This window comes from Streptomyces sp. NPDC003011, assembly GCF_053591515.1.
In genome coordinates, this window is record NZ_JBSFTY010000016.1 from 101,611 (window position 1) to 113,474 (window position 11,864).

At 71.2% G+C, this 11,864-nt stretch carries 13 protein-coding genes; 11 read left to right on the forward strand and 2 right to left on the reverse strand.

The window, feature by feature from the left end; genetic code table 11:
- The first annotated feature begins 54 nt into the window (after positions 1-54).
- The 5 genes from ACWD0J_RS11445 (at position 55) to ACWD0J_RS11465 (ending at position 6,292) form a co-directional block, all read left to right on the forward strand.
- Positions 55-1,260 (forward strand): multidrug effflux MFS transporter, encoded by a 1,206-nt coding sequence (locus ACWD0J_RS11445; protein WP_451495542.1) that lies wholly within the window; start codon positions 55-57, stop codon positions 1,258-1,260.
- A 222-nt stretch (positions 1,261-1,482) separates the two neighbouring features.
- Positions 1,483-2,682: an NAD(P)/FAD-dependent oxidoreductase gene (locus ACWD0J_RS11450; protein ID WP_451495543.1), complete on the forward strand. Its 1,200-nt coding sequence runs from the start codon at positions 1,483-1,485 to the stop codon at positions 2,680-2,682.
- Positions 2,683-2,705: 23 nt separating this feature from the next.
- Entirely contained in the window at positions 2,706-3,785 is a 1,080-nt protein-coding gene (gene hisC, locus ACWD0J_RS11455) for a histidinol-phosphate transaminase (protein ID WP_451495544.1), read from the forward strand.
- 50 nt (positions 3,786-3,835) lie between these two features.
- Positions 3,836-5,125 carry an MFS transporter gene (locus tag ACWD0J_RS11460; protein ID WP_451495545.1) on the forward strand — a complete coding sequence of 430 codons (1,290 nt, stop codon included), beginning with the start codon at positions 3,836-3,838 and terminating at the stop codon, positions 5,123-5,125.
- A gap of 114 nt (positions 5,126-5,239) precedes the next feature.
- On the forward strand, positions 5,240-6,292 hold the full coding sequence (locus tag ACWD0J_RS11465; RefSeq protein ID WP_451495546.1) for a zinc-dependent alcohol dehydrogenase: 1,053 nt from the start codon (positions 5,240-5,242) through the stop codon (positions 6,290-6,292).
- 283 nt (positions 6,293-6,575) lie between these two features.
- On the opposite strand, the gene ACWD0J_RS11470 is transcribed toward ACWD0J_RS11465, so the two are convergent.
- The gene (locus ACWD0J_RS11470) at positions 6,576-7,289 is read right to left on the reverse strand and encodes a DUF5324 family protein (protein ID WP_451495547.1); all 714 of its coding nucleotides are present in this window, start codon (positions 7,287-7,289) and stop codon (positions 6,576-6,578) included.
- Positions 7,290-7,652: 363 nt separating this feature from the next.
- Between ACWD0J_RS11470 and ACWD0J_RS11475 the strand changes: the two genes are divergently transcribed.
- Both ACWD0J_RS11475 and ACWD0J_RS11480 read left to right on the forward strand, forming a co-directional pair.
- The gene (locus ACWD0J_RS11475) at positions 7,653-8,186 is read left to right on the forward strand and encodes a peptidylprolyl isomerase (RefSeq protein WP_451495548.1); all 534 of its coding nucleotides are present in this window, start codon (positions 7,653-7,655) and stop codon (positions 8,184-8,186) included.
- A gap of 128 nt (positions 8,187-8,314) precedes the next feature.
- Positions 8,315-9,202, forward strand: a complete 888-nt coding sequence (locus ACWD0J_RS11480) for a rhomboid family intramembrane serine protease (RefSeq protein ID WP_451495549.1) — start codon at positions 8,315-8,317, stop codon at positions 9,200-9,202.
- A gap of 277 nt (positions 9,203-9,479) precedes the next feature.
- Here the strand turns inward: ACWD0J_RS11480 and crgA are convergent, their stop codons facing one another.
- On the reverse strand, positions 9,480-9,734 hold the full coding sequence (crgA, locus tag ACWD0J_RS11485) for a cell division protein CrgA (protein ID WP_451495550.1): 255 nt from the start codon (positions 9,732-9,734) through the stop codon (positions 9,480-9,482).
- Positions 9,735-9,874: 140 nt separating this feature from the next.
- Here crgA and ACWD0J_RS11490 point away from each other — a divergent pair, with 140 nt between their 5' ends.
- The 4 genes from ACWD0J_RS11490 to ACWD0J_RS11505 form a co-directional block, all read left to right on the forward strand.
- Positions 9,875-10,654, forward strand: a complete 780-nt coding sequence (locus tag ACWD0J_RS11490; protein WP_451495551.1) for a DUF881 domain-containing protein — start codon at positions 9,875-9,877, stop codon at positions 10,652-10,654.
- 21 nt (positions 10,655-10,675) lie between these two features.
- Positions 10,676-11,377, forward strand: coding sequence for a class E sortase (locus ACWD0J_RS11495; protein WP_451495552.1), 702 nt, complete (start codon positions 10,676-10,678; stop codon positions 11,375-11,377).
- A 16-nt stretch (positions 11,378-11,393) separates the two neighbouring features.
- On the forward strand, positions 11,394-11,591 hold the full coding sequence (locus tag ACWD0J_RS11500; protein ID WP_451495556.1) for a hypothetical protein: 198 nt from the start codon (positions 11,394-11,396) through the stop codon (positions 11,589-11,591).
- A partial coding sequence (locus ACWD0J_RS11505; protein ID WP_451495553.1) for a glutamine amidotransferase-related protein occupies positions 11,588-11,864 on the forward strand: 277 nt, incomplete at its 3' end. The genes ACWD0J_RS11500 and ACWD0J_RS11505, both read left to right, overlap by 4 nt.

Consider the following 11,864-nt stretch of genomic DNA (forward strand, 5'->3'; position numbering starts at 1 on the left):
CTCGCCGTCGGCCTCGGCCGGACCGTCCGACCCCGTCCCCCGGAAGGAAACAGCGTGCCGAAGTCCGCTCAAGTCCGTGGCGAGACAGCTCCGTTCACTCTTGTGGCGACCCTGTCCGCGCTGTCCGCGCTCGGCCCGCTGTCGATCGACATGTACCTCCCAGCGCTGCCCGAGCTCGGCAGGGACCTCGGCGGCGGCGCCTCACTGATCCAGCTCACCCTCACCGCCTGCCTGGTCGGGCTCGCGCTCGGCCAGGCGGTGGCGGGCCCGGCCAGCGATCTGCTGGGACGGCGCCGTCTGCTGCTCGGCGGCATCATCGGCTACACCACGGCGTCGCTGCTGTGCCTCATCGCGCCGAACGTCTGGTTCCTGATCGCGTTCCGGCTGTTCCAGGGCGCCGCGGGCGGCACCGTGATCGTGATCACCCGCGCCGTGGTCCGGGACCGGTACGAAGGGGCCGCGGCTGCCCGCTTCTTCGCCAGCCTCGTCCAGGTCAGCGCGCTCGCGCCGATCGTGGCGCCCTTGGCCGGCGGGGCGCTGCTCCAGGTCATGCCCTGGCGGGGGCTGTTCGCCGTCATCACCGCGCTCGGCGCGGTACTGGTCGTGGTCGTGTACCGCGCCATGCCGGAGACGCTGGCCCCCGAGGACCGCCGCGGCGGCGGGCCGAAGGCCGTCCTGGTGACGTTCGGCAAGCTGGCCGCCGACCGGTCCTTCGCGGGCTACATGCTCACCGGCGGGCTGGCCTTCGCCGCGATGTTCACCTACATCTCCGGTTCGCCGTTCGTGATCCAGGAGGTCTACGGCCTTTCCCAGCTGGCGTTCGCCTGCATCTTCGCGGCGAACGGCGTGGGCATCGTCATAGCCGGCCGCGTCGGCGCCCGGCTGCTGGACCGGCACGGCTCCCGCCGGCTGCTCGGCATCGGGCTGGCCATCGCTGCCGTGGGCAGTCTGACCGTGGTGAGTTCGCTGGCGGCCGGGCTCTGGACGCTGCTGCCCGGCCTGTTCCTGGTGGTCGCGCCGATCGGGCTCATCCTGCCGAACTCGATGGCCCTCGCGCTGTCGGGCCGCCCGCCGCGGATGGCGGGCACCGCCGCGGCCCTCATGGGACTGGCCCAGTTCGCCCTCGGCGGACTCGCCGCCCCGATGGCCGGCCTCGGGGGTTCCGGTACTTCGGTCCCGATGGTCCTGGTCATCGTCGCCCTGAGCCTGTCCGCCCTCGCCGCCTTCCGGCTGACCCCGCGCCCGCTGGTGACCGGCTGAGCCGCGCCGGGCGGCACGGTCACGGCGAACCGCGACCGGCTGGGCCGGCTGGACCGGCTGGGCCGGCTGGGCCGGCGGGGAGCGGAACGGACAGTTCGCCGCGGCCGTACGCGCCGCCCTCGGCCCCGACTGAGCAGCAGCACCTCGGGGCCCCGCACGGGACGGCCCCGGGGTCTGCAACACCCCTCCCCCTTCCCCCGACTCCCACGGAGACCTGGCACCTTGACCCTGGACAAGATCGTCGTCGTCGGCGGCGGACTCGCCGGCTCGCACGTCGCCGCGGCACTCCGCGCCCGCGGCTACCGGAACCCGCTCACCCTCGTCGGTGCGGAACCCCACCCGCCGTACGACCGCCCGCCGCTCACCAAGTCGGTGCTGGCCGGCGATGACGGGGACACCTCCTTCCCCACCGACTGGGCGAACCTGGGAGTCGACCTGTGCCTCGGTGAACGCGCCGAGGCCCTCGACCTGCACGACCGCCTGCCGGGCGGCGTGCTGAAGACGACGGCGGGCGCACTCGCCTTCGGGGGGCTGGTCCTCGCGACCGGCTCGGAGCCTGTCCGGCTGCCCGGCGAGGGGCGGCAGCACGTGGTCCGCACCGTGGACGACGTGCGGGCGCTGCGCCCGCTGCTGCGGCCGGGCACGCACCTCGCGCTCGTCGGCGCCGGCTGGATCGGTGCCGAGGTCGCCACGATCGCGGCCGCGAAGGGATGCCAGGTCACGGTCCTGGAGGCGGACCGGGCTCCGATCGCCGCCGCGGTCGGCGCCCGGATCGGCGCGTGGACGGCCCCTTGGTACGCGGAGGCCGGGGTCGTCCTGCGCTGTGGAACGGCCGTCACCTCCGTGGACCCCGGCGGACTGCGCCTGGCTGACGGGGAGTTCCTCGCGGCGGACGTCGTGGTGGCGGGTGTCGGCGCCCGCCCCGCGGTCGGCTGGCTCAGGGACTCCGGTCTGGAGATCGCGCGCGGCGTGGTCGTCGACGAGTCCCTGCGTACCGCGCGGCCCGAGGTGGTGGCACTCGGCGACTGCGCCGCCTGGTGGTCACCGCGATACGGGCGGCACATGGTGGTCGAGCACTGGGACACCGCGCTGCGGGCGAGCGAACTGGCCGCCGCCGCGCTGCTCGGCGAGGACGTGTGCCATGACCCGGTCCCGTACTTCTGGTCGGAGCAGTTCGGCCGGATGGTGCAGTACGCGGGCGACCACCAGGGCGCCGACCAGGTGGTGCTGCGCGGCTCGCCGGAGGACCCGCAGTGGGCGGTCCTGTGGCTGGGCGGGGATCGCCTCCTCGCGATCCTCACCGTGAACCGCCCCCGCGACCTGGTGCAGGCACGCCGCGCCCTCACTGCCGGCTGTGTGGTCGACCTCCCGGCCGCCACCGACCCCGGCACCGCGCTGCGCGACGCGCTGCGCGCAGCATGACCGACCCGGAAGGGACCTTTCCCATGACCACACCGGAAGAACTGCCCCGGTTCCGCGCCGCCCTGCGCGGGCTCGTGAGCTACCGGCCCGAGAGGCCCGCGCTCTCCCCGGAGGGCCGTTCCTACGCCCTCGCCGCCAACGAGACGCCGTTCGGCCCGCTGCCGAAGGTGGCACGGGCGATCCAGGAGCAGATCGAGGGCATCAACCGCTACCCCGACAACAGCGGCCAGGCCCTCACCGCGGAGCTCGCGGAGCGGTTCGGGCTGGAACCGGAAGGCATCGCACTGGGCTGCGGCTCGGTGGGCGTCGCCCAGCAGCTGATCACCGCCGTCGCCGAACCGGGTGACGAAGTCCTCTACGCCTGGCCCTCGTTCGAGGCGTACCCGCTCCTCACCCGGCTCGCCGGGGCGGTCCCCGTCGCGGTGCCGCTGCGCGAGAGCGTCCATGACCTCGCGACGATGGCGGAGCACCTCACCGACCGCACTCGGCTGGTCTTCGTCTGCAACCCGAACAACCCGACCGGAACGGTCGTCGGCCGCGCGGAGCTGGAGGAGTTCCTGGGACGCGTGCCTCCCGGCTGCCTCGTCGTCCTGGATGAGGCGTACCACGAGTACGTGCGCGCCGAGGAGGTCCCCGACGGGCTCTCCCTCCTCCCCGGCCGCCCGCACCTCGTCGTCCTGCGCACCTTCTCGAAGGCGTACGGACTGGCCGGGCTGCGCATCGGCTACGCGGCCGGCCATCCCCAGGTGATCGGCGACCTGCGCAGGGCGTACCTGCCGTACAGCGCGGGCAGCGTCGCGCAGGCGGCCGCGGTCGCGGCGCTGCGCTCGGGGGAGGAGGTGGCGAGGAGGACGGACATCATCACGGCGGAACGCACGCGCCTCGCCGCCGCGCTCGACGCACGGGGGTGGCGGGTACCTGCGAGCGAGGCCAATTTCCTGTGGCTGCCGCTCGGCGAGCGCGCCACCGCCTTCGGCGCGCACTGCGCGACGGCTGGTGTCTCCGTACGGGCCGTGGCGGGCGCCGGTGTCCGGGTGACCCTGGGCCTGCCTGCCGACAACGACGCCTTCCTGGCGGCGGCCGCGGCCTTCCCCTCTGCCTGACTCGCGCCTACTGGGAGCCGGCGGCGCACCGGCTCGAAACGGGGGGACGTATGCCCTTTCTCCGCTCTCGCTTCCCGGGCGAGCGCGCCCTGGTCTCCGGAATCGCCGTGGACGCGGTCGGCTCCGGGATGTACATCCCCTTCAGCCTGGTGTTCTTCCGTCATGTGACCGGGCTGCCGCTGTCGGTGATCGGGCTGGTGCTCACCGTCACCGGACTCGTCGGCATCGCCGCCGTCCCCTTGGTGGGCATCGCGGTGGACCGCTTCGGCGCCCGCACCATGCAGATCTTGCTGTACGTCGTGCGGGGGCTGAGCTTCGCCTGCTTCCCGCTCGCCGACGCACTGCCGGTCTTCGCCGTCGTCGCGCTGCTCACCTCGGTGGGGACCCGCGCCTTTCCCCCCGCCCAGGAAGCGCGGATCGCCGAACTGGCCGAAGGCACCGACCGGGACCGCTTGCAAGCGCTCAGCCGCAGCCTGGGCAACGCCGGTCTCGGCGCGGGGACTCTGATGGCCTCGGTCGTCATCGCCACCGCGGGCGATTTCGGCTACACGGTCACCGCGTGGCTCAACGGAGCGAGCTTTCTCGCCGCGGGCTTCCTCGCCACGCGCACCCCGGCCGCGCCGCCCCGCTCCCCGGCGGGCCCGCGCGTACGCGGCGGTGGCTACCGAGTCGTCGCCAAGGACCGGCCCTTCCTCCGCCTCGTCTGCGCCAACCTGCTCGTCGTCCTCGGCTTCTCGGCGCTCACCACGCTGCTCCCGCTGTACGCGACGGGCTGGCTGGACGTGCCCGAAGGGCTCGTCGGCAGCGCCTTCCTCCTCAACACCGTGCTGTGCGCGGTCCTGGGCGTTCCCGTCGCCGCCCTCACCCGGCGCTGCTTCGCCACCCGCCCCCGGGCCGCCGCCGTCGGTGCCGCGCTCTTCTCCCTCTCCTTCCTCGCCCAGGCGGCGCTCGGCACCGTCCGGCCGCACGGCGTTCCGCTCTTGCTCGCCGGACTACTGGGTGCGGTTTTCGTCATGACGGTGGGCGAGATGATGTACACCCCCTCCGCCGGAGCGCTGTCGCAGTTCGCCGCGCCCCAGCGGCTGCGTGGCCGCTACCTCGCCACCTACCAGTTGTCCTGGTCACTGGCGTACGCCCTGGGCCCGGCGGTCTTCACCTCGCTGCTTACCGTCGACGGCCGCCTGCCGTGGCTGCTCGTGGCAACCACGGCGGCGCTCGGTTCGCTCCTGCTGGTGCGCCTTGAGCGCCACCTTCCGGCCGACGCCGTCACCTTCGTCCCCCCTTCCGCTTCCGCTTCCGCTCCCGCTCCCGGGAGCACGACCACGAACGCCGCCAAGTGATCCCGCTGCTGCACGAGGCGCCGGTTCCCTCCGCGTGAGCTCGCCGCCCGGCCGACCCCGCACCGCCCCGCGTACCGAAGCGCTTCCGGCGCACGTCCCAAGGAGATCACTGTCATGAGAGCCGCTGTATTCCACGGCAGGCGCGACGTCCGGGTCCAGGAGTGGCCCGCCCCCCCGGCTCCCGGGCCCGGGGAGATCCAGCTCGCCGTGGTGCGCGCGGGCATCTGCGGCACCGACGTCGAGGAGTACGCCTCCGGACCGCACCTCATCCCGTTCGCCGGGCCGCACTTCGCGAGCGGTCACCAGGGCCCGCTGGTCATCGGCCACGAGATGGTCGGCGAGGTCGTCGCGACCGGCCCCGGCGTCGACGCCTTCACAGCGGGTGACCTGGTCGTTCCGGGCTCCGGGGTCTCGTGCGGGAACTGCCGCTGGTGTGCGCAGGGGCGGACCAACGTCTGCGGGCGGTACTACACGCTCGGGCTGCATGTGGACGGCGGACTCGCCGAGCGGGTCAACGTCCCGGCCGGGATCAGCCGTTCGGCGGGCGGGCTCGCCCCTGACGTCGCGATCATGGCGCAGCCGCTCGCCGTGGCGCTGCGGTCGGTGCGCGGCATCACTCCCGAGCCGGACCGGACCGTCGTGGTGATCGGCCTGGGCGGCATCGGATCACTCGCGGTGGCCGCCTGCACGGCCCGGGGGGTCGCGACCATCGGCGTCGACGTCTCGGCGGCCCGGCTGGAGACAGGGCGCCGCGCCGGCGCGGGGCTGCTGATCGACGCCTCGCGTGAGGACGCGGCCACCGCGATCAGAGCGGCGACGGCCGGGGTCGGCGCGGACGTGGTGATCGAGGCCTCGGGAGCGACCGCCGGTCTCGCGACCGCGATGAACGCGGTCTGCCGGGGCGGGCATGTCCGCCTGGTCGGCCTCCACCGCGACCCCTCACCGCTCGACCTGACCCGGCTGGTCCTGGAGGAGATCACGCTCGACACCTCCAAGGTCCACGTCTGCGATCAGGACCTCCCCGAGGCCCTGGCCCTGCTCACCGCACACCCGGAGATCGCCACGACCGCGCTCGACGAGGTCATCGCCCTGGACCGGCTCGTCCCCGACGGCCTCGAACGCATCGAGCGGGGGGACGCCACGGGAAAGATCGTCGTCCGCCTCTAGCGGGATTCCGCCGATTCCGCCGGTCTGTGGTGATCGCGACTCGCCGACGACCCGCCCGCGACTGCCCGCAGCCCCTGTGCGACCTGTTCGCGGCCGCGTGCCTGACCGGCCGCACCGGCTCGGGCCCCGCCGGCTCCCTTCCTGTTTCACGTGAAACACCGCGCCGGCGCAGGAAGCCACGCCTGCGTCCCGCACGAGAGCTCATGCCGGACGACGGCACGACGACGGGGCAGGAGACGTCCTCGTCTCCTGCCCCGTCGTGATGCTGGTTCGCGGCGAACCGTCAGCGGCCCTCGTCGCGATGTGCTGCCTCCTCCTCGGCCTGCTTGGCCTGGACCTCGGGGTCGAGCACGGCCGGGTCGCTGCCGTCCACCGAGGTCAGCCGGGTCGATTCGGGAACCTCCGTCGCGGCGGGAGGCTCGACCAACCAGTCCGGGTTGGCCTGCTTGTCCCACCACTTCCAGGCGGCGTAGGCACCGCCCGCGACGGCGCCGGCGACCGCCAGCGCCTTGGCGAGCCGGCCGGCCCGCGCGCGTCGCTGCTGCTTGCGGACCAGCTTCTGGATCTCCTTGGGCGAGATCTGACCGCGCAGGGCGGCCAGCGCGGCGGCGCTGCGGGCAGCGGCCTCGCCTCGGACGGGCCCGGCCGCGGCCACCGCCTGCTCGATCCTCGGCCGGGAATAGTCGGCGGCCTGCCTGGCCGCCTTGCGGGTACGTTCGGCGGCCTCGTGGGCTGCCTGGTCGACCTTCGGCGGGACATGTGCGAGAGCCTGCGATCGAGCCTGGTCCAGACGCGGCGCCACATGAACGCCGTACTGGACACGGGCCTGTTCGGTGGCCTGCGACACCTTCGGTGCGAGCCGTACGCGTGCCTCGTGTGCGTAGTGCGTGGCCCTGTCCTTGGCGGTGTCGGCGTAGGGCGCCACCACTTCCGCGGCGTGCAGCACGCTGTCCTTGGCCGAGCCGGTCGCGGCGCGCACGCTGTCGATGCGGGTCACGGGTTCCTCCTCCTCGGTGGCGTACGGTATTTCGACTTTCCACCCTTTTACGGATCATGCCTGTCCGGGAGAGCCTGGGCATGTGAGATCGAGCATCCGGGTCACGACCACTGGCTCCGGACCATCTCTGATCAAGAACTTCTCACGCGTTGATCATGGGTAAGAGCAGATGAATTCAGGGCAACAGGAGCTTGTCGTCGACAATGCCACGGATCGTCGCGCCGCGCCCCCGACCCGGGGCCACTCGACCGGATTTCTCCGAGCGAAACCGTCGAACCCGGGCGCCCGGGCGGGTGCCGGGCGACGCGTGACACGAAGCGTGCAAGGATCGGAAGGGCACAGGAAGACGACGGAAGGCGGATCGTGGCCGAGCAGCTTTACGCCACCCTCAAGACGAACCACGGCGACATCGAAGTCCGGCTCCTGCCGAACCACGCCCCCAAGACGGTCCGGAACTTCGTCGAACTCGCCCAGGGCGAGCGCGAGTGGACCCACCCGGCCACCGGTGAGAAGTCCACCAAGAGGCTCTACGACGGCACGATCTTCCACCGCGTCATCAGCGGGTTCATGATCCAGGGCGGCGACCCGCTGGGCACCGGTATCGGCGGCCCGGGCTACGAGTTCGAGGACGAGTTCCACCCCGACCTCAGCTTCAACAAGCCCTACCTGCTGGCCATGGCCAACGCCGGCCCGGGCACCAACGGCTCGCAGTTCTTCGTCACCGTCTCCCCGACGGCCTGGCTGACCCGCAAGCACACCATCTTCGGCGAGGTCACCGACCCGGCCAGCCAGAAGGTCGTGGACGCCATCGCCGCCGTCCCGGTGACGCGTCCCAACGACCGCCCGGTCAACGACGTCGTCATCGAGTCGGTGGTCGTCGAGACCCGCGAGGGCTGAGCCCCGGGTCACTCGCGTCGCAGGCCGGTCCGGGACCTCCTCGGCCTGCGCGAAGGGAACCAATCGCCCCGCTCGTCCGTAAGGATGGGCGGGGCGGTGCATGTGGGTACGACGACTTAGGGGATGTCATGGACCAGGCGGCAGGCAGTTCGCAGGATGCCCAGAGCCTGCCCGGCTGCTACCGGCACCCGGACCGGGAGACCGGCGTCCGCTGCACCCGCTGCGAGCGCCCGATCTGCCCGGAGTGCATGGTCAGCGCCTCCGTCGGCTTCCAGTGCCCCGACTGCGTCCGCGGCGCCAACGGCACCGGACCCGCTCCGGCCGCCGCCCGGCCCCGCACCATCGCCGGCGGCACCATCACCGCCGACCCCCGCCTGCTCACCAAGATCCTCATCGGGATCAATGTCGCGGTGTTCGTCGCCGTCCGGGCCCGGCCGGCACTGCTGACCGACGTGGTCCTCCTCGGCGCCTGGCCCCCGGCGCCCTTCGCGCCCACCGAGGGTGTCGCGGGCGGTGAGTGGTACCGCCTGGTGACGTCGATGTTCACGCACAACGAGATCTGGCACATCGCCTTCAACATGCTCAGCCTGTGGTGGCTCGGCGGCCCCCTGGAGGCGGCCCTCGGCCGGGCCCGCTACCTCGCGGTCTACTTCGTCTCCGGGCTCGCGGGCAGTGCCCTCGCCTATCTGCTCACCTCTCCGAGCACGGCCACGCTCGGCGCCTCCGGTGCGATCTTCGGCCTCTTCGGCGCCACCGCCGTCCTCGTGCGCCGCCTGAACTACGACATGCGGCCGATCGTCGCGCTGCTGGTGATCAACCTGATCTTCACCTTCAGCCCCGGGTTCAACATCTCCTGGCAGGCCCACATCGGCGGTCTCGTCGCGGGTGTGATCACCGGCTACGCCATGGTGAACGCCCCGCGTCGGCGCCGCGCGCTGATCCAGTACGGCACCTGCGCGCTGGTCCTAGCCATCATCCTGATCATGACAATTCTGAGGTCGGCCCAGCTCACCTGAGCCCTCGCCGTGGCCACCTGAGCGGACCGTTGTCCACAGCGTGTGCCGGATCTTGTGCATAGTGTGCGAGAACAGGTGCGCCCCCTGTCGCTGATGCGTATTGCCGCAGGTCAGACAGGGGGCGAACGTGCTTTCGGTTGCCGGTCAGTCAGTCACACCGGCGTCAACATCCGACGGGTTATCCACAGATCGTCTTTCTTTTCCCCATGTGGAAAACCGCTGTGGATAACTCAGGGGATAACCCTGGGCAGAGGTGGAGCGCACCTCTCGGCGGCCCTCACTTCCACTGCGTCGAGACGCCGAATCCGGCGGCGATGAAGCCGAAGCCCACCACGATGTTCCAGTTGCCCAGGCTGTCGATGGGCAGCGAACCGTCGGTCACATAGAAGACGACGATCCAGGCCAGGCCGATGAGGAACATGGCCAGCATGACCGGTGCGACCCAGGACCGGCTGTTCAGCTTGATGGCGGTCGCCTGCTTCGCCGGCGGCGGCGTGTAGTCGGCCTTCTTGCGGATACGTGACTTCGGCACGAGGGTCTCTCCTGTCGATGCGCTGCGTGGCCGCGCAGGAAACGGGGGCTGGCTCCGAGGCAGCGTACAAGGGGACTGAGCGCTCCCCCGGGCGTCCGTTAGCGTAGTGCTTCCGCGGTGCCGAAGGAGATAAGGGTACGTTGAGCAATTCTGCCGACTCCCCCGGGACGGGATCCAGTCCTGTACGCCGACGAGTTGTCCGGCCGGTGCGGGTGCTCACGGCGGGCGTCTTCGCCCTCGCCGGACTCATCTTCTTCACCAGTTTCAACACCGCCAAGGGCACCAACATCCGCACGGACACGTCGTTGCTGAAGCTGTCGGACCTCATCCAGGAGCGCAGCCACGAGAACGGTGAGCTCGACGAGTCCAACGGAGCCCTGCGGCAGGACATCGAGGCGCTCGCCGAGCGGGACGACGGCAGCACCAAGGCCGAGGACGCCGAGCTGGCCGCCCTGGAGGAGAAGGCGGGCACCCAGGAACTCACGGGCCAGGCCCTTACGGTCACCCTCAACGACGCCCCGCCGGACGCCACCGCGAAGCTCCCCGGCTATCCCGAGCCGCAGCCCGACTACCTGGTCATCCACCAGCAGGACCTCCAGGCGGTGGTGAACGCCCTGTGGCAGGGCGGCGCCCAGGGGATCAAGGTCATGGACCAGCGGCTGATCTCCACCAGCGCCGTGCGCTGCGTGGGCAACACCCTGATCCTCCAGGGCCGCGTCTACTCGCCGCCGTACAAGATCACGGCGGTCGGGGACCCGGAGAAGCTGCGGAAGGCGCTCACCGCGTCCGCGGCGATCCAGAACTACATGGTGTACGTCAACGTCTACGGGCTCGGCTGGAAAGTCGAGGAGGACGGACGGGTGACGCTGCCCGGCTACTCGGGCACAGTGGATCTGCAGTACGCGCAGCCTGTGGAATGACCGCCGGGGGGCCCTGTGTCGGTGCGGGTGATCGTCAGGACGTTCAGTGAGCTCTGCATCACCCTGGGCACCCTGATCGTGCTGTTCGTCACCTACGTGTTGTTCTGGACCGGTGTGCGCGCCGACCATGTCATGGGCGACCAGATCGAGCAGTTGCGGGAGCAGTGGGCGAGGGAGCCCGTCCGGCCCACGGCGACGGCCGCGCCCGGTGCGTCCGGTGCCGTCGGGTCCCCGCAGCCACCGGTGTCGTACACGGGCGGAAAGCCCTTCGCGATCATGTACATCCCGCGGCTCGGTTTCACGTGGAACAAGCCCGTCCTGGAGAACACCGCCACCGGCACTCTCAAGAAGGGGCTCGGCCACTACGCGAACACCGCGCGGCTGGGGCAGAAGGGCAACTTCGCGGTGGCCGGCCACCGGCGTACGTACGGCGATCCCTTCAAGGACTTCCCCCGGCTGCGCCGCGGGGACGCGGTGGTGCTGACGGACGGGACGACCTGGTTCACGTACCGGATCGGCAAAGGTCCTCACAGAACCGTGCCCTCGGACATCGAGGTGATCGACCCCGTGCCACGTAAGTCGGGGTATACGCGTCCGGGCCGCTACCTCACACTGACCACGTGTGATCCGGAGTGGGGGCACAGCCACCGGCTGATCGTCTGGGCGCACCTGGACTCCACACAGCCTGTGGACACCGGGAAACCACGGGCTCTGCGCCGTTAGTCTGGTGCGGTACGGCGTGAGTCTGGTGCCGTGGCGCGACGGAAGGGACGGCATGTACGGCTGGATCTGGCGGCATCTGCCGGGCAACGCATGGGTGAAGGCGCTGATCTCGCTCGTGCTGGCCGTGGCCGTGGTCTATGTCCTGTTCCAGTACGTCTTTCCGTGGGCCGAACCGCTGCTTCCCTTCAACGATGTGACGGTGGACAACCAGTGACTGCACGGATTCTTGTCGTCGACAACTACGACAGCTTCGTCTTCAACCTGGTCCAGTACCTGTATCAGCTGGGCGCCGAGTGCGAGGTGCTGCGCAACGACGAGGTGTCGACGGCGCACGCCCAGGACGGCTTCGACGGCGTCCTGCTGTCGCCGGGCCCCGGCACTCCCGAGGAGGCCGGTGTCTGCGTCGAGATGGTGCACCACTGCGCCGACACCGGCGTTCCCGTCTTCGGCGTCTGCCTCGGCATGCAGTCGATGCAGGTGGCGTACG